Raw genomic sequence first — 22,444 nt, forward strand, 5'->3', positions numbered from 1 at the left:
AGAAACATAAAATCTAATGAAAAAAATAATAACAACTACAAAAGCACCAGCTCCAATAGGACCATATAATCAAGCTGTATTAAGCGGAAATACTTTATACACTTCTGGTCAAATTGCCATCAATCCAGAAAATGGAGAATTGGTTTTATCTTCTATAAAAGAAGAAACAACTCAGGTTATGGAAAATCTAAAAGAAGTATTGGCTGCCGCTGATATGACTTTCGAAAACGTCATTAAAACTTCTATTTTTATTTCTGATATGCATAATTTCGGAGAAATAAATGCTATTTACGGAAACTATTTTAACGAAGAAATAGCTCCTGCAAGAGAAACCGTAGAAGTAGCTAACTTACCGAAGTTTGTAAATGTAGAAATAAGTGCAATTGCTATTAAATAGCAATTGCCTTCATTAACAAGTCTGCAGAAGCAGGGTTTGTTGCTAACGGAACATTGTGTACGTCACAAATTCTTAATAGCATTATAATATCTGGTTCGTGAGGGTGTTTTGCGTGAGGATCTCTAAAAAATAAGACCATATTGCATTTACCTTCTGCAACTCTTGCTGCAATTTGCGCATCGCCTCCAATAGGACCAGATAAGAATTTTGTAACTACAAAACCCGCTTTTTCTGCTTTAGAACCTGTAGTTCCTGTAGAAACTAACTTTATATTTTTTGTAAGCAAAACTTCTTTATGTTCATTTAAAAACTGAACCATTTCTGCTTTTTTGCCATCATGTGCAATAATTGCTATTTCCATAAAATAGTATTAAATTTATTTAATCTAAAGATAAAAAAAAAGCCTGATAGAAAATTAATTCTATCAGGCTTTTTATTATGTGTAAGCTACTTTATATTATAAAGAAGCAGCATATTCGATTAAATCAACAATCTTAGTTGAATAACCCATTTCGTTATCATACCAAGAAACAACTTTTACAAAGTTATCGTTTAATGCGATACCAGCTTTAGCATCAAAGATAGAAGTACGAGTATCTCCAACAAAGTCTTGAGAAACTACCATATCTTCAGTGTATCCTAAAACACCTTTCATTGCATCACTTTCTGAAGCAGCTTTCATTGCAGCACAAATTTCTGCATACGTTGCTGGTTTTTCTAACTTCACAGTTAAATCTACAACAGAAACATCCATAGTAGGAACTCTAAAAGCCATACCAGTTAATTTTCCGTTTAATGCAGGAATTACTTTTCCAACAGCTTTTGCAGCTCCAGTTGAAGAAGGAATTACGTTACCAATTGCAGAACGCCCACCTCTCCAGTCTTTCATAGAAGGACCATCAACAGTTTTTTGAGTTGCAGTTGCAGCATGTACAGTTGTCATTAAACCTTCTGAGATACCCCAGTTATCGTTTAATACTTTTGCTATAGGAGACAAACAGTTTGTAGTACAAGATGCATTAGAAAAAATCTTTTGATCTGCTTTTAATTCTGTATTGTTAACACCCATAACAAACATTGGTGTATGATCTTTAGAAGGTGCAGATAATACTACTTTTTTAGCTCCTGCTTCTAAGTGCTTCCCTGCAGTTTCTTCAGTTAAGAAAAATCCTGTAGATTCGATTACATATTCAGCTCCAATTTCATCCCATTTTAAATCTGCTGGGTTTCTTTCTGCTGTAATTCTAATTTCGTTTCCGTTTACAACTAACTTACCGTCTTTTACATCAACAGTACCATCAAATGCTCCGTGAACTGAATCGTATTTTAACATGTAAGCTAAATAATCTACGTCTAATAAATCATTAATTCCTACTACTTGTACGTCTTTTCTATTTACTGTAGATCTGAATGCTAATCTTCCAATTCTACCAAATCCGTTAATTCCTATTTTAATCATTTTACTAGTTTTTAATTAATTATTTTTTATGTTGTTATGATATCAGAAATTCTAAGTAACTCGTGGTTTATAGAATGTCCACCAGCAATTGCTACTTTAATATCTGTACTAATTACTAAATTATCTTTTAAACCTACCATTAGATTTGTTTTACCATCTAATAATAACTCTACCGCTTTTACACCTAGTCTACTTGCTAAAACTCTATCGAAACAAGAAGGAGAACCTCCTCTTTGCATATGACCAAGAATACTAACACGAACATCATATTCTGGTAAGTTTTGTTCTACATAACTAGCTAGTTCGTATACATTTTTACCAGATTTATCACCTTCTGCAACTACTACAATACTAGATGATTTACCTGCTCTTCTACTTCTTTCTAAAGATTCTAGCATTCTATCTAATCCTAAATCTTCTTCAGGAATTAAGATTTCTTCTGCTCCTGCTCCTACACCTGCATTTAAAGCGATAAAACCTGCGTCACGCCCCATCACCTCAACAAAGAAAAGTCTGTTATGTGAAGATGCTGTATCTCTAATTTTATCAATTGCTTCTACGGCTGTATTTAAAGCTGTGTCATACCCTAATGTATGTGAAGTTCCAAAAATATCATTATCAATAGTACCTGGAATACCTACTACAGGGAAACCAAATTCTTCGTTAAACAATACTGCTCCAGTAAAAGATCCATCTCCACCAATTACAACTAGTGCATCTACCTCACGTTCAATTAAGTTTTCGTAAGCTTTCTGTCTACCTTCTTTGGTTCTAAACCCTTTAGATCTAGCAGATTTTAAGATTGTTCCTCCTTTGTTAATAATATTATGAACGCTCCTTGCATTTAAATCTACAAGATCATCTTCAATTAAACCTTCATATCCTCTATATATACCTACACAACCTAAACTATAATAGGCACAAGACCTAACTACTGCTCTAATTGCGGCGTTCATTCCTGGAGCATCTCCTCCAGAAGTCATAACTGCTATTTTTTTAATTTTCTTCATATCCTGATGTAAATTTACTGCTTTATAACCATTTAAAATAATAAAATTACGAAATCGTTTTAGGCTAATTTTCGTTATTATAAGTGAAAAGTAGCTATTTTTTTTTAATTATTTTAATGGTATACATTATTGTTTTGTTATTATTTTTTCAGACGCAAAAATAACCATGAACTCGAAAAAATTAAATGATAAAAATCACTTTTGTTTTAATAAATTGTAAGTTTATTAGTTTCCTTCGAAATTTATTAACTTATCCTTTAATCTTAAGGTAGAATCTCTTTTTATGAAAGTTTCGTTTTCTCTAACAACTCTTTTCTTTCCTTTAATTTTTCTTAACAAGCCAGAAAGTGTATTAAAATTAACCTGATAAGAAAGTCCGACACCTTGCGTATAGCCTTCTTCTTCTGTAGAATATTGTATTTCGTTTTGTCTATTAAAAATAACACCTCTAAAATTCCCCTCTTTATTTAATAGAATTTCAACTTTTACCTCACCAACAACACTAGATTGCGTTTGTGTACCAACCGGGACTCCCACTTTACCGTTAATAACAACTTTATCACCCAATTGTGTGCTTACAGAAACATCTACTTGATTATCTGTATATAAACTTCCTATATCAGTACCACTATTTCCTTGTTGATAATCTACTCCTAATTGAAATTTACCATCAGGATTATTTAATAAGCTAGAAAAAGCGGCAGACACTGCACTAGAAGCTGTATTAGAAAAAGTTTCACCTGCATTAAAATCTGCTCTATCTGGGTTTGCAAAACTACCAAAAGCAAGTAATGATATAAATTGGGTTGTTTTCTCGTTTACATTATTATCATTTAAAATAAACTCTAACTCACTCGCAATCGATGGATCTACATTTGTTAATTGAATGTCTAAATCTTGTTTAGAACTAAATAAACCTCCTGTAATTTTGGTTACTAGATCTACCTCAATCTTTCTATTAGAATTAAAATTTTGCAATAAAACTCCCGGGTTGGCTTTTGCCTTATAAATTGCTGTTACATCTAAATTGGCTTCATACGGATTTCCGCTCCAAGAAACCGTACCTCCTTTTTGTATTAAGAATGGTTTACTTACAATGCCTCCATATTTAAAATCGTAAACACCACTATCTATCATATAATCGCCAAACATGTTAAATTTACCACGTGTATTTATCTCTATCCTTAGATTTCCTTTACCGCTACCAGTTAACTGACTCCCATTCACCTCATCTATAACCACCTGAGCCGTTGCATCGCTTGTTACATCTAAATCCATATTTAAAGACAATCCTTTAATAGCTTCTAAAGCAACCTCTTTTTGTTTTTCTTGAATTCCAGTTTCCTTTGTTTTAAAATGAATTAAATTATAGCTATCTACGGTTTCTATATCTTTTAAAGGAACAACAAATGCAGTACCAGGCATTGTTTTAGCATTAATATCTATTGTTAATTGATCTGTTAACCCTGTAATATTAGCAGTACCATCTATAAAAGCAGAACCATAATAGAGTGATTCATCAGTATTTTTAGTATCTAAAACTAATAAATTATTGCTCTCTATTTCTATATTTAAAAACCACTTTTTAAAATTCAAATGGGTAATATCTCCAATAAGCCTCCCACGACTTTTATGCTTGGTGTCTACCAATTTCACTTCTTCAAAAATAAACGACTGTTCTTGTAAACTGATTATAGATTCTCCTTCAAAATCATAATCTACATTAAGATACGGAAACTTTAACCCCGCATTTCTTAGCGCTAAAGTTCCTTCCATTTCAGGATTCCCTAAGAAACCTCTTAAAGAAAAGTCGCCATTTGCAGTACCTCTTATAGAGGATAAAACGTCTTGCCCAAGCGGACTGAAAGCGTCTAAGCCAAACTCTTCTAAGTAAACATCTAAATCTATTAAAGGCCTTTTTTCTGAGAAATCTAAAGAACCAGTTGCGGCAATACTTTTTACCTTTTCATTATTTATAGATAAATCTACTTGGTACTTTTTATAAGAATTGTTTCCTTTTACATTTAAGGATAAATCTCCTTGTTTAAAATTATTGACTTGAAAATCTGCAATAGAAAGTAATGCTTCCGGATTGTAAACACCTTTACTTTGAACAAAATCTACATGACCAGACAAAACTCCTTTTAACGCAAGACTATCAATTTTAGGTAAAAAACTCTCTAACTTCACTTTTGTAAAATCGGCTAAAAGCACTTTCTCAGAATCTCCTTTTACACTCCCAGAAAACTCTATTTTTTGCTCTCCAGAAGTAAATTTAAACTGACTAAAGTTAAAATCATTTTCTTTGATATTGAAAGTAACTTTATTTTTATTTAATACGTCTGGATTAATCTCCCAAGTATTTTCTTTAAATATTAAGGATGATTTTTCGAGACCAACAACAGATTTTCCTTCCGGATTAAATGTATAGAAAAAATCGAGATTAAAATTTTCGTTCTTTTTATTACCTCCTTTAAATTCTGATTTAAAGTACAAGGTATCATTCTGATTTAAACTTAATAAATTTAACTTAGAAACATTATAATATTTTGTATTTACTTCGGATGCTGTTAAATGTGAATTATAAAGCGGATTTTGATTGTCTGTTCTTAACAAAATATCTTTTACTTCACTACCATAAGCTTCTATTTTGGGCGAAGAAAACGTTAACCTTAATTGGTTTTTATCTGCTTTAATTTTACCTTTTATCTTTGTGTTGTTATCAATAGAAATCTCAGGAAAAAACACCGTAACAATTTGATTATAAATCGTGAAATTAAAATCTAGAAACTGATTTGGTGCTACAGTAAAAGGTGTATAGTTTGTATAAACACTACCCAATGCATTTTGTGCAACGGGTAACAATTCTGAAAAAGAAAATTTACCCGTAAGGTATCCTTCTGCAATATCTTTAGAGACTACTTCTATTGTTTTAATACTATCTTTTAAAGAAGATAATACATTAAATTCTTTAAAATTAAATTCTTCTTTTTGGTTTGTGTATAAAATATTTGTAAAAGTTGCTTTTCCGGTAATATCATCAAAAGTATTTCCTTCTACATCTAATACTATATCTCCCTTTAAAACAGCAATACTATCTCTTGTAAAAAGGTTTGTTTCTTTTAAATTAAGGTATTCTATATTCGATTTAAAATCGAACTTATTAATATCTGTAGACAAATCTGCCAATCCGTTAAACTTCATTTTAAAGTTAACGTCATCTATATTTAAATCTCCATCAAATTTATTATTTTGATATTGACCATTTGCTTCAATATTTTTATAGGTATATTTTTTAAAATTAAGCTCTGCAACAGTACCTATAAAAGAAGTATTAATATTATCTAATTTAAAACCACTCCCTTTTACATCTCCTTTTAGGGAAACATTACCAAATAAAGGGTCATTAAACAGCTCTCCAATATCAAACGTATTTAACGCTATTTTTCCACTGTAGGCGGCATAATCAATATCGTCTATATTAGAAATTTGCAAGTCGGATACTACATTTCCTATTTCAGATTGTAAATCTAAATTAGCTTTAATTTCTTTAGAAGTAACATGTACTTGCCCCTTTAAAGTAAATCTTCCAAATTTAGCAAATTCCGATGGCAGTGTCTTTCCCAAAACATTAGGTAAAATACTTTTTAAGTCATAATAAGTAGCTGTTACATCTCTTAAATTACCATTAAAAATAAAACCTTTTTCAGAATCTACCGCATTTACAAAACCTAAATCACCAATTACTTTAATGCCTCTATTAGAGCTTAATTTAAGATTATTTAATGAGAAGTTATTCAACCTTCCTTTAAAGTCTCCCGTAAAAGTAACGATATCATTTCCATACAACTCTTTATAATACTTCTTTAAATCTGGTATAGAAATGGTGCTTTTATTAAAATCTGCTATAATATCTACCTTATTATTAAAGTCTATTAAATCTTCTCTTTTGTAGTTAAAAGCTATGGTACCTTTAATATTTGATTCTCTAGTTTGTAATGATGTATTTACAAAATGCATTTCCGTTCTAGAATACGAAAAATCTGTTGTTAAGTTTGTAACCTCTAAACCTCTATTATCCACAAAAAAAAGACCTCTTATGTTCGATGAAAAATCAGGTCCATAAACCAATAAGTCTTGTAAATTTCCACCTCCATTACTTGCGGAAAACAAAATAGGATTATTACTATTTTCGTTGATCAATTTATAATTTAAATCGCTCACATAAACGTTATCAGACTTTAAGATAAAGGGTTTGGAGAGAGAGTCTTTTGGAGTGCCGTCATTAAAATTATCTATAAAAACAGCCATAGAGTCATCTTTTTCTCCTTTATAGGTTTTCATATAAACATAAGCACCGTCTAAAGAAATACTACCAAGATTTACTTTATTATCTAAAAAATTCTTGGCATTTAGAATGGAACTCGATAATTTTTTAACATAGATTAAAGTATCTTGATGATGGTCTTTAATATCCACTCCTTTTAACTGAATATTCCCTAAAAGGGATAAGTCTATTTTTTCTATAGAGATATTCGTATTAAAATCTGCATTAAGTCTTTGTGTGGCATAACTACCCAACTTTGTTTGTACAACAGGTAAAGAAATCAAAATAAAAATGAACAGTAAAAAGAGTACAAAGTACCCAAGCCATTTCAGTATTATTTTTCCAACTTTTTTGATAATTTTTTCTATTTAAAATGAGTGTAACAAAGATGATATATAGTAATCAAAAACATTGCCAATTACTACAAAGAACGTGCAAATTTAACAAAGAATTAAATTTCTATTCTTAAAAAAGGAAGACAACATAAAATAATCCTTAATTTTGCTTTAAATTATCATTTTTAATGAAAAAACAGGTTTATATATTAGGGATAGAATCTTCTTGTGATGACACAAGTGCCTCAGTAATTTGTAACGCAAAAGTGCTGAGTAATGTTGTTGCTAACCAAGAAATACATTCTAAATATGGTGGTGTTGTTCCAGAATTAGCGTCTAGAGCGCATCAACAAAACATTGTTCCCGTAGTGCAACAAGCTATAGAGCAAGCAAATATAACTAAAGAAGATTTATCTGCAATTGCATTTACAAGAGGTCCTGGTTTAATGGGATCTTTGCTTGTAGGTACTTCTTTTGCAAAATCTTTAGCCTTAGGTTTACAAGTTCCTTTAATAGATGTAAATCATATGCAAGCTCATATTCTATCTCATTTTATTGAGGATGAAAATAGCAAAATGCCTCCTTTTCCTTTTATCTGTTTAACCATTAGTGGCGGACACACACAAATTGTAAAAGTGACCAATCATTTTGAAATGGAAGTTTTAGGTGAAACCATTGATGATGCTGTTGGTGAAGCTTTTGATAAATCTGCAAAAATTTTAGGCCTTCCTTATCCTGGAGGTCCTTTAATAGACAAACATGCAAAACTAGGAAATCCGAAAGCTTTTCAGTTTACAAAACCTAAAGTAGGCGATTTAGATTTTAGTTTTAGCGGATTAAAAACGGGGATTTTATATTTTATTCAGAAACAAGTAAGAATAAACCCAAATTTTATCGAAGAAAATTTAGATGACATTTGTGCTTCTATACAATATACAATTGTAGAGATTTTAATGGATAAATTAAAAAATGCGGTAAAACAAACAGGCATTAAACATATTGCTATTGCTGGTGGAGTTTCTGCAAATTCGGAAATTAGACACCGCTTACAATTAGCCGAAAAACATTTTGGGTGGACCACCTATGTACCTAAATTTGAATATACCACTGATAATGCCGCAATGATTGCCATTACTGGTTATTTAAAATACTTAAACAACGATTATTCTGATGTTTCTGTAACCGCAAAAGCGCGATTAAAAGTTACTGAGAATTCTTAGAAGCTTTTTAAATAAAACAAACATAATTAACAAACTGAATTTCTACTCCTTGAAAACATTAAAAAACAGATTTCTATTCAATATTTATTATTTTCTATTATGGATAGGATATTTTGCGTTTGCAAGATTATTTTTCCTTCTTTTTTATGTTGATAAAACAAAAGAGTTAGACTTTTTAACGACACTAAAAACATTTCTTTACGGTGTACGATTAGACAGTTCTTTTGCCGCATATTTATGTTTCATTCCGTTTTTAATCATCATTTTTTCTGTTTTTATCAATTCAAAAATAATTGGAACCATTATAAAATGGTATTCGGCTATAATGATTGTTATTTTAAGTTTATTACTCATTATAGATGCTAGCTTATATCAATCTTGGGGAACGCGTTTAGATACTGCTTTACTAAAGTATTTAAATACTCCAGAAATTATGATTGCTTCTGTTTCTACTTTTCAAAAGATAACCGGAACTCTATTTTGGATTGCAACTTCTTTTGTCTTTATAAAATGGTTCAACAACATTATTTCAAAGAAAATAGCAAAGGTAGAAAAAGGTTTTTGGCTACAAGCGGTGCTGTTTTTCTTAATAACAGCGGCATTAATTATACCAGTAAGAGGCGGTTTACAAACCATACCTGTTAACCAAAGTAATGTTTACTTTTCTAGTAATATGTTTGCAAACCATGCATCCATAAATTACGCTTGGAATTTTTTTAACGCACTTACACATAAACCGGACGGAAAAAACCCTTATAAATTTTTTGATAGTGAAATAGCTAAAAACACCATCAAAAAAAGAAGATCTCAACTTTTAACAGCTGATACTGACAGTATTTTAAACACCACAAAACCAAACGTAATCTTTATTATATGGGAAAGTTTAACAGCCAAAGTTGTAGGCTCTTTAGGAGGCGAACCTAATGTAACAGAAAACCTAAACAAGCTATCTAAAGAAGGTATTTTGTTTACCAACTACTATGCGAACGGAGATAGAACGGACAAAGGGATTCCTGCTATTTTAAGTGGCTACTATCCGCAACCATCGCAGAGCATTATGAAAATGCCAAATAAAAGTAGAAACCTACCAATGTTACCTAAAAAAATGATGGATTTAGGCTACAATACTTCATTTTATTATGGTGGCGATTTAAACTTTGGTAACATGAATACCTATTTACGAAATTCAGGAATTACCGATTTTGTAGATGGTAATGATTTTGATGAAAAAGACTGGAACTCTAAATGGGGAGCGCACGACCACGTGTTTATGAAACGTTTAGCAGACGACTTGTCTAAAAAACAAAACGAACCTTTCTTTAAAATAGCGTTAACACTTACAAGTCACGAGCCTTATGAGTTCCCTGACACCTACAAATTTGGAAAAGATACTGAAGAAAATAAATTTAGAAGTGCGCATGCCTACACCGATAAAACCATTGGTACATTTATTGATTTTGCAAAACAACAACCTTGGTACAAGAACACCTTAATTGTTATTATAGCAGATCACGGGCACCGTTCTCCAGCACACAAAGGCACCTTTAATGCGCCTATAAAATTTCAAATACCTATGTTATGGTTAGGTGGCGCTCTAAACAAAAAAGGAATTGAAATAGACAATATTGCTAGTCAGGTAGATTTGTCTTACACGCTTCTAGACTTACTAAAAGGAGATAATTCTGAATTTAAATTTAGCAAAAACATCTTTAATACTTCCGATAAACAATACGCACATTATATCTTTAACAAAGGTTTTGGAACACTTTCTAAAAACGGGCTCTATTTATTTGATCATGTTAGCAAGAAAGCAATTTTAGAAGAAGGTAAGGAAGCAGCAAAATTAGACTCTTTAGGAAAATCGATTTCTCAAGAAGCTTTTCAAGATTTTCTAGAACGTGATTAGGTTTATAAAAAGTAATACTAAAAATTATAAGATTTCTTTTATTTAATCGATTATTGAGGAAGAAAAATACTTTTAATTTTCTCAATAAATTCAACAATAGTATAAGGTTTGGAGATAACTCCAGAAAAACCTAATGTTAAATACCTTTCAATATCTTCGGTAGAAGCATTGGCTGTTAATGCTAAAAAAGGACTTGTAGCATTAACGTTTGTAATAGTCGCTTTCTTTTTCATCAATTCTTCACCAGTCATATTTGGCATGTTGATATCTAATAAAACAACATCAAAAACTTCATTTTCTATTTTAGAAAGCGCCTCTAATCCATCATTTACAATGGTTACATTCACTTTTTCCTTTTTCAAAATATGCGCAACTATTGTTTGATTCATCAGGTCATCATCAGCCACTAAAATATTTTTTCCTTTTAAATCAATATTTTTATTCTTAACCTCTTCTGATATTATTACCTGCTTCTTTAATTTTGATTTTTTTTCAAAAGGAATTTCAATAAAAAAGGAAGCTCCTTTATTCAATTCACTTTTCACAGAGATATTACCATTCATGGCTTCTACCAAACGTTTTACAATAGCCAATCCTAAACCAGCTCCACCATAAACACGATGGTCATTTAATTCGTTTTGTTGGTATTCTTCAAATATTTTTAAACGTTGAGACTCGCTCATCCCTCTACCAGAATCTGTAACTTCAAAGATTACGGTAATCTTATTTTTTGTTTCAGCAGCTATCTTTAAACTTATAACAACTTTCCCTTTATTGGTAAACTTAATAGCGTTGCTAATTAAATTTGATAGTACCTGTTGAATTCTTACAGCATCTCCTAAAACAATTTCCGGCAGTTTTTCTGATGCTAAAAAAATTAGTTCTACATTTTTATTGGTATGAATATGCTGAAAATCGTTTTTACAATTCTGAATGGTTTCTAAAATAGAAATTTCTTCATTTACCAAAACCAATTTCCCTGCTTCTATGCGAGATAAATCTAAAATATCATCTACTATAACCTTTAAGTTTTTCCCTGCGGATGATAAGTTTTTAATGTATTCGGTAACTTTCTTATTCAATTTTTCTGATGAAATCATTTCAGAATATCCAAGAATTGAGTTTAATGGATTTCTAATTTCATGACTCATCATTGCTAAAAAACGAGATTTCTCTTCGTTCGCTTTATCCGCAATTTTTCGTAATTTTTCTAATTCAATATTTTTCTCTGCAAGTTCTCTTTTGATAAAGAAAATATCATTTCTATTTTGATTTAGCTGGTTTACATATTTATACACATTGCTTCTATTGTGTATTAAAATAGTGATTTGAGCATCCTCTTTAAAAAGTTCTAAATCTATATTATATTCTGTGTTTTCAGACACAATAACCATTCCCTCTAATAAAAAGGGATCATTTAACGGTAAAGCTTCTAAAGTTCCTTCTAAGAAAGGGCAAGAATCGTAAATAGAATCTTTAATTATAAATGCAGTTTTAGCAAAGCTCCCTGCAACAATGTTTGTAATAACTCCCGAATAATCGGTAGTTAATTGTATAAAAACATCATCTATTTTTGCAGGTATCAATAGTATTATTTTAAAGCTAATGTGGTTAATTTCATAAAAGCATCTTCAACATTTTCATCTTCTTTGGCACTGGTAATTAAATCTATATGTACAGAAACTTTCTGTACTACATTTTCTAATTCTTCTGCAGAAAGTAAATCTTTTTTGTTACCAACCACTGTTATGTTTTGCAAACCAGACAATTCTTTAACCATATTTAGATTCTCATCTATAGTTAAATAGGTTTCTTCTCTGCTTACATCAAACACAAACATTGCCGCATTAGAACCTAAAAAATAAGCTTTGGGTATTTTATCATTGCCACTTGTACCAGCAACATCCCAAATCATCAATTTAATAGTTTCATTTTTATATTCCACTATTTTTTTACTCACTCTAACGCCAATTGTACTAATGTAATCTTCAGAAAATTCGTTTAAAACAAATCGTCTAATTAAGGATGTTTTACCAACACCAAAATTACCAACGAGTAGTACTTTTTTTGCAATCATAAATTCTGAATAATTTTTACTCTTTAATCAATTCGTTTAAAATTAAATTATTCAAACGCTCTTCATCCGATAAATAAGAACGATCTCTTAAAATAATTTCTGATAAGTTATTTATATTGTCAGACAATTCTTCTGCAATCTCTTCTGTGATAACACCAGAAGTTGCAATGGCAATATAAATAGTTTTAAAGTTTTTTATAGAAAGCTGAAAAGTTTCGAACTTTATATTTTCTAAATCCTGACCTTCTTTAGAAAAGGCGTCTTCAGCAAAAGATTTAATAGCGGTTAACATGCCTGATATCATATCTTTATCTGCAATATTCCCTCTAGAATAATTTCCAGAAAGTAAACCAGATTCTTTTTCTATGATAAAAACCTCTTCTATAACAAATTCAAAAACTCCTTCTAAAATAATACCAGCATCATTTCTTTTTCCTTTAAAAAATCTTTTAAGAATTTGTTGAATAGAGAATTTTTCTTTTACAGTTTCATTGATACTGTCTGATAATTTAGTAATTTCTGCAACAATAAATTTCTTAACCATTTTACCCATAATTGGGTATAAGGCTTCTACAACTTCATCTTGAGAGTCTCTTATTTGAACTTTTATTGTCTCTGTAATGGTGTCTCCAAAATCTCTTGAAAAATTATTACGTAAGTCCGTAATTTTTTCATCTACAAGAGGAGCTACTCTTTTAGACAGTTTTTCTCTAAGGATAATTTCTTCACTAAGAGAATCAAATTTCTCTCTATCATCAGCTAATAAAAGGTCTCTGAGCAACTCAAAACGATTGTCTTTATTGTTATCTGCAGGCATTTTTTTCATTTATTCTTGCAACATCAATGCAATTTTCTCTAAAGCTTTACCTAATTTTTTTCTGTCTGCTTTTTCATCATCTAAATCAGCTAATCTTTTATCTAAATCATCATTCAAGTCTTGAAACTTGTGTTCCATTAAACTTTCTAGATCTGCTAATTTATTTTCTAGGTTTGTAACAGACTCAGATAGGTTTTTATTAGTTTGATCCTTTAATGTTTTTATCTGGTCGTACACATCAGCAAATTCTGTACTATATTGCTGCATGTTTTCTCCAAAAATCAAGTCTCTTACCGCTGCAATTCTATCATCAATTTTATGATTTTCAACTGCAGGTTGTTTATTTTCTGAATTTTTTTCCATTTATACTAAAAGTTGGTTACTGTAAGTAATTGTTATTGTTCTTAATGAGTGGTAAAAATTAGGCACTCCTAACAAATATACATCAAAAAAGAGTTTTTATAATCTTAAACTGTTATTTTTAAACCATCATAGGCTAAAAACACGTTTTCGGGTAACATTTTAGATACCTCATTATGAAAACCTAGTTTATGACTAATATGAGTTAAGTAAGCTTTTTTAGGTTTTACTTCAGCAATAAAATCTAAGGCTTCTTGTAAATTAAAATGAGTAGGATGCTCTTCTATTCTTAATGCGTTTATTACTAAAACATCTAAATCTTTCAATTTCAATTTCTCTTCATCAGAAACCGTTTTTACATCTGTTAAATAAGCAAAATCTCCAAACCTGTATGCAACAATAGGTAATTTTCCATGCAAAACTTCTATAGGTGTTACCTTTACTCCTTCTACATTAAAACTTGTTTTATCTACCAACTTTGGCAATACACTCGGCGCACCAGGATACCTGTTTTCTACACTAAAAATATAATCAAATCTTTTTTCTAAACTTAGCAAGGTTCTTTCCAATAAATAAATTGGCATTTCCCCAATTTGATAACAAAAAGCTCTTAAATCGTCTAAACCACCAATATGATCTGCATGTTCATGCGTAAAAAAGACGCCATTTAAAGATTGTACATTCTCTCTTAACATTTGCTGTCTAAAGTCTAAACCACAATCTACAGTATAAGAAACATGGTCCCAAGAAATTAAAACAGAAGACCTTAAACGTTTGTCTTTTAAGTTTTTAGACAAACAAACAGGGTGATTACTTGCAATCATAGGAATTCCCTGTGACGTCCCTGTTCCTAAAAAGGTAATATTGAGTTGTTTCTTGGTAAAGTTCATTCCAACAAAAATAGCATAAAAATTGACTGATAGCCTTCTATTTTAGTACATTTGTTTCAACCTTAAAAAATAGCATTATATGGCAATATCTTTAAAAGGAGATCAAGAGATTAGTAGTGTTCCTACAATTAAAAGCAAAGCGCTAAGAATTAATTTAAATAGAGATATTTACGGAACGTTTGCTGAGATTGGCGCAGGACAAGAAACTGCTCGTAACTTTTTTAGATCTGGAGCTGCTTCAGGAACAATAGCAAAAGCAATGAGTGCTTATGATAAAGATTTTTCTGATGCTATTTATGGCGTAGAAGAAGACAATCGTTATGTTACTCAGCCGCGTTTAAAAAAAATGTTAGGTCACGAAATCGATTTAATGGAAGATCGATTAAGCAGACAAAAACATCCAGATAAATTATTCTTTAGTTACGCCAACACAGTAACTACTATAGATTTTGCAAAACAATTTAAAGGACACGGTTGGGTAGGAATTCGTTTTCAATTAGACCCTCTAGAAGGCTACAATGAAATTGTTTTACACTTACGTTTTAAAGAAACGGATGCTCGTTTACAGCAAGAAACCTTAGGTATTTTAGGTGTAAATCTAATTTATGGTGCTTTTTATCTGAATGATAATCCTAAAGATTTAGTAAAATCTTTTTACGACAACTTAAGCAATGACCAGTTAGAAATTGATATGATTAATTTTGCTGGACCTCGTTTTATGTATGTAGACAACCGTTTAATGAGTTTACAGTTGCTAAAAAATGGTATGACAAATGCCGTTATGTTTGGCCCTGACGGAAATAACTTATTACCAGCACAAGTTTTATATAAGAAAAACATTTTAGCTTTACGTGGAAGTTTTAGACCTGTTACTAAGGTAAATATGGACATGTATGAAAAGTCTAAAAAAATATTTTTATCCGAAAATAAAGTAGAAGAAAATAAAACGCAAGTAATTTTCGAGATTACCCTAAGTAACCTAACTTCTGAAGGTAAAATTAATGAAAGAGATTTCTTAGACAGAGCAGAATTACTTTGTTCTCTAGGACAAAATGTAATGATTACAAGCTTTCAACAATACTTTAAATTGGTAGAATATTTTAGTGAATTTACCAAAGAAAGAATGGGCTTAACCATGGGAGGTCAAAATCTTATAGAACTTTTTGATGAAAAATATTACCGTAATTTAAGTGGAGGAATCTTAGAAGCTTTTGGTAAATTATTTTACAGAGACTTAAAAGTATATACCTATCCTTATCATGATACGGAATCTGACGAATATATTACAATAGAAAAACTAAAGGTTCACCCAAGAATGAAAGAACTATACAAGTTCTTTAAAAACAACGGAAAACTTGTTAATATTGATGATTTTGACAAAGATATCTTAGATATTTTTTCTCGTACTATCTTAAAAATGATTTTAAACGGAGAAAAAGGCTGGGAAGAAATGTTACCTGAAGGAATTTCTGATACCATAAAGCAAAAAAGACTTTTTGGTTACTCTAGAACAAGAGTCAGAAAATAAGCATTAAACCTTTTATTACTTATTAAGTCTAAACTTTATAAACTATTATAGTTGACAGACGAAACTATTTTAATAGAACAGTTAAAAAATATTCAGACTAAAGATAAAGCGTTTAGAGAGCTTATAACTCTCTATAAAGAACGCTTGTATTGGCACATCCGTAAAATTGTGATTTCTCATGATGATGCAGATGATGTTTTACAAAATACGTTTATTAAGGTTTTTAAAAATATAGATAAGTTTAACCAGGAGAGTAAGTTATTTTCTTGGATGTACAGAATTGCAACCAATGAGTCTATTACTTTTATAAATAAAAGAGCTAAAAAACGAAGTTTAGACATTGCTGACTACCAACAAGAATTAGCATCTACTCTAGCGAGTGATGATTTTTATACAGGTGATGAAATTCAAATTATTTTACAAAAAGCAGTTGCAACATTACCACAAAAGCAACAACTTGTTTTTAACATGAAGTATTTTGATGAAATAAAATATGATGAAATGTCTGAAATTCTAGAAACCTCTGTTGGAGCTTTAAAAGCTTCTTATTTTCATGCAGTTAAAAAAATTGAACTTTACATAAAAAAAGAAGCCAATTAAACCTTTCTATAATTAAAAGGTCTAAAGAGTATCATGGAAAACAAAATTAAAAATAGCGAAGAGTATTTAAACTCAATATTAGGAAAGAAAAATAGTTTTTCGCTTCCTAAAAACTATTTTGATACAATTGAAGATGCTGTTGAAACAAAATTAGCAGAAGAAAACCTGACTAAAGAAAATGGTTTTGCAACACCAGATAATTACTTTAAAAATTTAGAAGATAATATTCTATCTAAAGTTTCAGCACCTAAAAAAGAAGCTAAAGTCATTTCTTTTAAAGAAAGAATTTTAAAAATAATTCCTATTGCTGCTGCGGCATCAATCATTTTATTTATCGGGTTAAATTCTTTTGAGTTTAACAAGACAGAAGAACTAACCATAGACTCTTTGTCTGATGACGATATGGAGTTTTGGCTAAATTCTACTACTATACATACTAATGACATTGCTATTGTATTAGAAAATGACCTATTAGAAGAAAGTGACTTTTATTTTTCATCTTTAGAAGATGAAAACATTGAAGATTATATAAATTCTATAGACAACACTTCATTTTTAAATGAAATAAACTAAAATTAAGAATATGAAAAAATTGATAACCCTTATTTGCATTACCCTTTTTTGTACTCTTACCTTGTCTGCTCAAGACAATAAAGGAAGTAAAGAGAAAATTAAAGCACTTAAAGTTTCTTATTTAACAGAACAACTAAACTTAACACCCAGTGAAGCTGAAAAATTTTGGCCTATTTACAACGCATATTCTAAAGAACAATACTCTTTAAGATATACACTTAGGTATAAAATTAAAAATGCAATGAAAGAAGAAGGTGAAACTAGCGCTTTTTCTGAAAGTGAGGCACAAAAGTTAGTAATGTTAAAATTAACAACAGATCAGAAAATTTACGAATCTCAGAAAAACTTTATAGACAACATTAAAAAAGTAATTTCTTATAAAAAGATTGTTCAACTACAGTTAGCAGAAATGGATTTTGGTAGAAAACTAATGAGTAAATACAAACATAGGAGATCAGAATCTAAAAATTAAACAAAAAAAAAGGAAGCTAAATGCTTCCTTTTTTTTGTTACTTAATTAATGCCATGCAAGAATATAATTCTGGTTTATTAGAAGTAAACTGTCTTAACCAAATCGTTAGCTCATCTACTTCATAAGGTAACAATCGACTTAAGGCCTTTTCTAGTTCTTTACAAAACAAATCTGAATTAAAACTCACCTTTTTTAGTACCGTTTTAGTGTACTCAAACATTGCTCTAGCCATTTCTATTAATTAAATTAGACAATAAAACACAACTACTAAATCGTTATAGTAGCTTTACCAAAAGTAACGAAAAAAAACCATCATTTTATAAATGATGGTCTTAAATTATGCTTAAAAAATTGTTAAGATTATAATGTATTAATCTTTTCAACTAATCCTTTCGCTTTTTCTTCTAATTCTAGGTTGATCGCTTTAAAGTGCGCTTTTTTGTTTTCTACCTTACTGTTGTTAACTTTAGCAACTAAAGTGTCAAACGTTTCGATAGCTTCATCAATAATCGCTTCTCCTTTTTCTGGTGCATTTTTTAAGATTGAAACATCTAATGCATATTCGATAACATCACCTAAAACGTAATTGATATCTTTTTTTAAGTTTTTTATACTTGCCATAACTTCTTTAAAATTTAATTTTGCAAAGTTAGGTGTTTTTATCTAATTGTTTCTGATATTCTTCAAAAAATAAACCAATATGATATCCGTCTACTAATGCATGGTTTGCAGCAATAGCTACAGGCATCATTATTCTATCGTTTTCTTGATAAGTTTTACCAAAAGATAACTTTGGTATACTTTCATTTTTAACTCCAGAAACGGGTTCTTTTTGACTCGTAAATGTAAACCAAGGTAAAGCCGAACAATAAATACAACTATCTGACACTATTGGAGGAAATAAATCTGTAGAATTTAAAATTCTCTCTTTCTCCTCTAAAAAGTTCTTATTGAATATTTCTAAATCTTCTACATAATGAATAAAAGAAAAACCAAAAGTATAGTCTTCTCTTGCAATGGTTGCCGAAGCATGAATTGTATCACAGATAAAAACTTTATCATCTTGTATTCTGTACTTAAAATTTTCTATGCTGTTTAACGCTACCAAACAAGCATGCAAATACATGGCAAAGAAAGATTTCTTTTCTAACTTAGATCTTTTGTATAGCGCAGTAACATCAACATTAACCGTCACTCCAAAAAAAGGATCTTCTAAATTTCTAAAATGTTCGTAATGTTGTTTTCTATTCCAGTTTTCAATATCTAAATACTTCATAAAAAGGGAACGATGTCTTTAATGTTAGCAACTGTTTTGTAATCTGAATCAGATTTTTCTTGATCACTCACTTCTTCATGAACCCAAGTGGTATGAAAAGGAACATGAATTGCAGATGCACCTAAAGCAACTAATGGTAAAACATCTGATTTTAACGAATTACCAATCATCAAAAATTCTGATGGCTTTATATCTAAACGCTTTATTAATTTCTTGTAATCTTTCGCCTTCTTATCACTCATCACTTCTATGTGATGAAAATGTTTTAGCAAATTAGATTTCTCCAACTTTCTTTCTTGATCTAACAAATCTCCTTTGGTAGCAACAATCAATTTATATTTACCTTGTAGAGATTGCAACACCTCTTCTACTCCATCTAGCAATTCTATAGGCTTATCTAGCATATCTTTACCGATATCTAAAATGGCGGCTATTGTTTTTTGATTTACGTTATAATTAGAAAGCTCTAAAGCACATTCTACCATAGATAAAATAAAACCTTTTACGCCATAACCATAATAGGCTAAGTTTTTAATCTCTTTCTTAAAAAGCTCTTGGTCTATTTTATTTTCTGTCTCGTACTTTGCTAATAATTTTGCAAATTGATGTTCTGCATCTCTAAAATAAGTTTCGTTTACCCACAAAGTATCATCCGCATCAAAAGCAATTACCTTTATGTTGTTACTTATTTTCATGATTTATAATTTTAAAAATTGAATCGCTTTTTCTAAATCTTCCGGAGTGTCTATACCTACAGCTTCTACATCTGTTTCTACCATTTTAATTTTTTTACCAATTTCCTGGTATCTAATGGCTTCTATTTTTTCTGCAGCTTCCAATGGAGTCATTGGCGTATTGTAAAAATCTATTAACGCTTGCTTTCTAAAAGCATACACGCCTTTGTGTTTATAATACTTAACAGCAATATCTTTATCTCTATGAAACGGAATTACGCTTCTAGAGAAGTAAATTGCCAAATTATCCACATCCGTAATAACCTTCACATTATTAGGGTTTTCGATATCTTCTTTATTGGTAATTTGTACTTTTAAAGAAGCTAAATCAATCTCTTTTTTATCGTCTTTTTTAAAGACATCAATTAATTTAGAAAGCGAAACTTCATCTATAAAAGGTTCATCACCTTGTACATTAATTACAATATCTGCTTCGATATTTTCTACTGCTTCGGCAATTCTATCAGAACCACATTCGTGTTCTTTGGTACTCATAATTGCTTTTCCGCCTGCTTTTTCTATGGTTTCAAAAATAATATCAGAATCTGTTACAATAAAAACATCATCAAATAAATTGGTATGCAAAGCGGCTTCATACGTTCTTAAAATAACAGATTTCCCTCCTAAATCTTTCATTAACTTTCCAGGGAAACGAGATGCACTATATCGTGCAGGAATCATGGCAATTATTTTCATAAATTATATTTAAAAGGTACTTGTAAAATGATTACTCTCCAGAATAACGTACAAAGTTTCTTCGTGTTTCGTATAAAGTTACTTCTATTTCTAAGTTTGCAGGTATGTGAGCTCTTAATTTGTTATAAATAATTATTGAGATGTTTTCTGCAGTTGGATTTAAGTTTTTAAATTCTGGAACTTCAATATTTAAGTTTTTATGATCAAAAGGCTCTTCTATTTCTTCTTTAATCAATTCTCTTAACAAGCCTAGATCATATACAAAACCAGTAATAGGATCTACTTCACCAAACAACGCCACAATCATTTCATAATTATGACCATGATAGTTTGGGTTGCTGCATTTACCAAATACTTCTGCATTTTTCTCATCCGACCACTCTGAATTAAATAGTCTGTGTGCCGCATTAAAATGTGCTCTTCTATAAACTTTTACTTTAGGCATTTTTTAATTTTTCAAAAGATTTATCAAAAATAATTTTAAACCACTCTGTATATTCATTTGGATTGTTCTCCATGTCTTTTTTAACATCAAGTAAAGTCATCCACTTATAAGCTTCTACTTCTTCTTTATTTATTTTGGGAGCATCGTTATAATAACCAACCATCACATGATCGAATTCATGCTCTGTTAAACCGTTATCAAAAGGTGCTTTGTACATAAACGAAAAAACTTCCTTTATCTCCGTAACAAATCCCATTTCTTCCATTAATCTTCGTTTACCTGCAGCTAAATTTGTTTCTCCATCTCTTTGATGAGAACAACAGGTATTTGTCCATAATAAAGGCGAATGGTATTTGTGTGCAGCTCTTTGTTGCAGCATTAATTCTCCTTTATCATTAAAAACAAACACTGAGAAAGCTCTATGCAATACTGCTTTTTCATGCGCTTCCATTTTTGCCATCAATCCAATCGGATTGTCTTTTTCATCTACTAAAACTACTTGTTCTTCCATATTCGCAAAAATAAGAAAATCAATGAGTATTAAATCATAAAATAATTACAAAACCTATAAGAGTTTTTTATTCTTTTATTTTGATAACATATATTTGTAATTCTTAACGCCCAATTTGTTTCATGAAAATTTTCTTAAAAGCCTTTTTTATAGTTGCCATAATTGCATTTTATCAATGTAAAGATGAAAAGAAACCTGTAGAAAAACAAACTAATAAAAATAAACTAGAAGAGAAGGCTGTAAAAGCATGGGATAGCCTAAATAGCGAAAATACAGAGGCTTTTTTAACCGTATTTGGCAAACAAAACCCAGAAACCATTGTAGAAATTACAACCGATTTTGGTAAAATAAAATTGCGTTTGTTTGAAGATGTACCAATTCACAGAGCAAATTTTATTTTCTTAACCAAAATAAAATATTTTAACACTACTGTTTTTTATAGAATTGCTAAAAACTTTGTGCTACAAGGTGGTAATTCTGATGAAATGTACACCCAGAGAGAACGCAGAAAATATGGGAACTATCTGTTAGAACCCGAATTTAGAAATAACAGAAAACATAAATATGGTGCATTGGCCGCTGCCAGACAATGGGACAATAACCCTAATAAATTATCAAGTCCTTTTGAGTTTTATATCGTTCAAAGTAAAAGAGGTGCTCATCATTTAGATAATGAACATACTGTTTTTGGTGAAGTCATTTCTGGTTTTGATACCATGACAAAAATGTCTAAAGTAGAAGTTGGCGTAGATGAATGGCCTCTTGATGATGTAAAAATGCACATCGAGATTATAGAATAAAAGAGCTATTC

General features: G+C 30.3%; 24 protein-coding genes. 8 read left to right on the forward strand and 16 right to left on the reverse strand.

Annotation, left to right across the window (positions count from 1 at the left end; translation table 11 throughout):
* Positions 1 to 16: 16 nt before the first annotated feature.
* Positions 17 to 397, forward strand: a complete 381-nt coding sequence (locus WHD08_RS05660; RefSeq protein ID WP_208888890.1) for a RidA family protein — start codon at positions 17 to 19, stop codon at positions 395 to 397.
* Here WHD08_RS05660 and WHD08_RS05665 read toward each other — a convergent pair.
* The 4 genes from WHD08_RS05665 to WHD08_RS05680 form a co-directional block, all read right to left on the reverse strand.
* The gene (locus WHD08_RS05665; RefSeq protein WP_068449962.1) at positions 390 to 758 is read right to left on the reverse strand and encodes a methylglyoxal synthase; all 369 of its coding nucleotides are present in this window, start codon (positions 756 to 758) and stop codon (positions 390 to 392) included. The two genes, WHD08_RS05660 and WHD08_RS05665, sit on opposite strands and share 8 nt — an antisense overlap.
* A 96-nt stretch (positions 759 to 854) precedes the next feature.
* Positions 855 to 1,856: a type I glyceraldehyde-3-phosphate dehydrogenase gene (gene gap / locus WHD08_RS05670; RefSeq protein ID WP_165730298.1), complete on the reverse strand. Its 1,002-nt coding sequence runs from the start codon at positions 1,854 to 1,856 to the stop codon at positions 855 to 857.
* Positions 1,857 to 1,882: 26 nt separating this feature from the next.
* Entirely contained in the window at positions 1,883 to 2,866 is a 984-nt protein-coding gene (pfkA, locus tag WHD08_RS05675; RefSeq protein WP_165730296.1) for a 6-phosphofructokinase, read from the reverse strand.
* A gap of 225 nt (positions 2,867 to 3,091) precedes the next feature.
* Positions 3,092 to 7,477 (reverse strand): translocation/assembly module TamB domain-containing protein, encoded by a 4,386-nt coding sequence (locus WHD08_RS05680; protein WP_244183241.1) that lies wholly within the window; start codon positions 7,475 to 7,477, stop codon positions 3,092 to 3,094.
* A 239-nt stretch (positions 7,478 to 7,716) separates the two neighbouring features.
* On the opposite strand from WHD08_RS05680, the gene tsaD reads away from it, so the two are divergent.
* Complete coding sequence (tsaD, locus tag WHD08_RS05685; protein ID WP_208888889.1) at positions 7,717 to 8,748, forward strand: tRNA (adenosine(37)-N6)-threonylcarbamoyltransferase complex transferase subunit TsaD; 1,032 nt, start codon at positions 7,717 to 7,719, stop codon at positions 8,746 to 8,748.
* 49 nt (positions 8,749 to 8,797) lie between these two features.
* Positions 8,798 to 10,654, forward strand: a complete 1,857-nt coding sequence (locus tag WHD08_RS05690; protein ID WP_244183240.1) for an LTA synthase family protein — start codon at positions 8,798 to 8,800, stop codon at positions 10,652 to 10,654.
* Between the two features lie 50 nt (positions 10,655 to 10,704).
* Here WHD08_RS05690 and WHD08_RS05695 read toward each other — a convergent pair whose 3' ends face one another.
* The 5 genes from WHD08_RS05695 to WHD08_RS05715 all read right to left on the reverse strand — a co-directional run bounded on the left by WHD08_RS05695 (position 10,705) and on the right by WHD08_RS05715 (position 14,798).
* Entirely contained in the window at positions 10,705 to 12,240 is a 1,536-nt protein-coding gene (locus tag WHD08_RS05695; RefSeq protein ID WP_208888888.1) for an ATP-binding response regulator, read from the reverse strand.
* A gap of 5 nt (positions 12,241 to 12,245) precedes the next feature.
* Positions 12,246 to 12,731, reverse strand: coding sequence for a Rab family GTPase (locus WHD08_RS05700; protein ID WP_208888887.1), 486 nt, complete (start codon positions 12,729 to 12,731; stop codon positions 12,246 to 12,248).
* Positions 12,732 to 12,747: 16 nt separating this feature from the next.
* On the reverse strand, positions 12,748 to 13,557 hold the full coding sequence (locus WHD08_RS05705; protein ID WP_208888886.1) for a cell envelope biogenesis protein OmpA: 810 nt from the start codon (positions 13,555 to 13,557) through the stop codon (positions 12,748 to 12,750).
* Positions 13,558 to 13,911 carry a hypothetical protein gene (locus WHD08_RS05710; protein WP_165730286.1) on the reverse strand — a complete coding sequence of 118 codons (354 nt, stop codon included), beginning with the start codon at positions 13,909 to 13,911 and terminating at the stop codon, positions 13,558 to 13,560.
* Between the two features lie 104 nt (positions 13,912 to 14,015).
* Positions 14,016 to 14,798 carry an MBL fold metallo-hydrolase gene (locus tag WHD08_RS05715; protein WP_208888885.1) on the reverse strand — a complete coding sequence of 261 codons (783 nt, stop codon included), beginning with the start codon at positions 14,796 to 14,798 and terminating at the stop codon, positions 14,016 to 14,018.
* A 79-nt stretch (positions 14,799 to 14,877) separates the two neighbouring features.
* Between WHD08_RS05715 and WHD08_RS05720 the strand changes: the two genes are divergently transcribed.
* Genes WHD08_RS05720 through WHD08_RS05735 form a run of 4 tightly spaced genes read left to right on the forward strand, consistent with a single transcriptional unit; the run spans position 14,878 to position 17,971 of the window.
* Positions 14,878 to 16,326 (forward strand): TonB-dependent receptor, encoded by a 1,449-nt coding sequence (locus WHD08_RS05720; protein ID WP_165730282.1) that lies wholly within the window; start codon positions 14,878 to 14,880, stop codon positions 16,324 to 16,326.
* Between the two features lie 51 nt (positions 16,327 to 16,377).
* Complete coding sequence (locus WHD08_RS05725) at positions 16,378 to 16,926, forward strand: RNA polymerase sigma factor (RefSeq protein ID WP_165730280.1); 549 nt, start codon at positions 16,378 to 16,380, stop codon at positions 16,924 to 16,926.
* Between the two features lie 33 nt (positions 16,927 to 16,959).
* Positions 16,960 to 17,499 carry a hypothetical protein gene (locus tag WHD08_RS05730; RefSeq protein ID WP_165730278.1) on the forward strand — a complete coding sequence of 180 codons (540 nt, stop codon included), beginning with the start codon at positions 16,960 to 16,962 and terminating at the stop codon, positions 17,497 to 17,499.
* Positions 17,500 to 17,509: 10 nt separating this feature from the next.
* The gene (locus tag WHD08_RS05735) at positions 17,510 to 17,971 is read left to right on the forward strand and encodes a hypothetical protein (protein ID WP_165730276.1); all 462 of its coding nucleotides are present in this window, start codon (positions 17,510 to 17,512) and stop codon (positions 17,969 to 17,971) included.
* 37 nt (positions 17,972 to 18,008) lie between these two features.
* Here WHD08_RS05735 and WHD08_RS05740 read toward each other — a convergent pair whose 3' ends face one another.
* The 7 genes from WHD08_RS05740 to idi all read right to left on the reverse strand — a co-directional run bounded on the left by WHD08_RS05740 (position 18,009) and on the right by idi (position 21,633).
* The gene (locus tag WHD08_RS05740; protein WP_165730274.1) at positions 18,009 to 18,203 is read right to left on the reverse strand and encodes a hypothetical protein; all 195 of its coding nucleotides are present in this window, start codon (positions 18,201 to 18,203) and stop codon (positions 18,009 to 18,011) included.
* A 128-nt stretch (positions 18,204 to 18,331) separates the two neighbouring features.
* A complete protein-coding gene (locus WHD08_RS05745; protein ID WP_165730272.1) occupies positions 18,332 to 18,592 on the reverse strand; it encodes a hypothetical protein in 261 nt (86 codons plus the stop codon).
* 28 nt (positions 18,593 to 18,620) lie between these two features.
* A complete protein-coding gene (locus WHD08_RS05750) occupies positions 18,621 to 19,247 on the reverse strand; it encodes a chloramphenicol acetyltransferase (RefSeq protein ID WP_208888884.1) in 627 nt (208 codons plus the stop codon).
* Positions 19,244 to 19,942, reverse strand: a complete 699-nt coding sequence (locus WHD08_RS05755; RefSeq protein ID WP_208888883.1) for an HAD family hydrolase — start codon at positions 19,940 to 19,942, stop codon at positions 19,244 to 19,246. Before WHD08_RS05755 ends, WHD08_RS05750 begins: the two co-directional genes overlap by 4 nt.
* Before the next feature lie 3 nt (positions 19,943 to 19,945).
* Complete coding sequence (gene kdsB, locus WHD08_RS05760; protein WP_208888882.1) at positions 19,946 to 20,677, reverse strand: 3-deoxy-manno-octulosonate cytidylyltransferase; 732 nt, start codon at positions 20,675 to 20,677, stop codon at positions 19,946 to 19,948.
* 31 nt (positions 20,678 to 20,708) lie between these two features.
* Entirely contained in the window at positions 20,709 to 21,122 is a 414-nt protein-coding gene (locus tag WHD08_RS05765; RefSeq protein WP_208888881.1) for a 6-pyruvoyl trahydropterin synthase family protein, read from the reverse strand.
* On the reverse strand, positions 21,115 to 21,633 hold the full coding sequence (gene idi, locus WHD08_RS05770) for an isopentenyl-diphosphate Delta-isomerase (RefSeq protein WP_165730263.1): 519 nt from the start codon (positions 21,631 to 21,633) through the stop codon (positions 21,115 to 21,117). Before idi ends, WHD08_RS05765 begins: the two co-directional genes overlap by 8 nt.
* A 122-nt stretch (positions 21,634 to 21,755) precedes the next feature.
* Between idi and WHD08_RS05775 the strand changes: the two genes are divergently transcribed.
* A complete protein-coding gene (locus tag WHD08_RS05775; protein ID WP_208888880.1) occupies positions 21,756 to 22,433 on the forward strand; it encodes a peptidylprolyl isomerase in 678 nt (225 codons plus the stop codon).
* Positions 22,434 to 22,444: the final 11 nt, after the last annotated feature.

Origin of the sequence: Polaribacter sejongensis (genome assembly GCF_038024065.1) — a bacterium.
Classification (GTDB): domain Bacteria; phylum Bacteroidota; class Bacteroidia; order Flavobacteriales; family Flavobacteriaceae; genus Polaribacter; species Polaribacter sejongensis.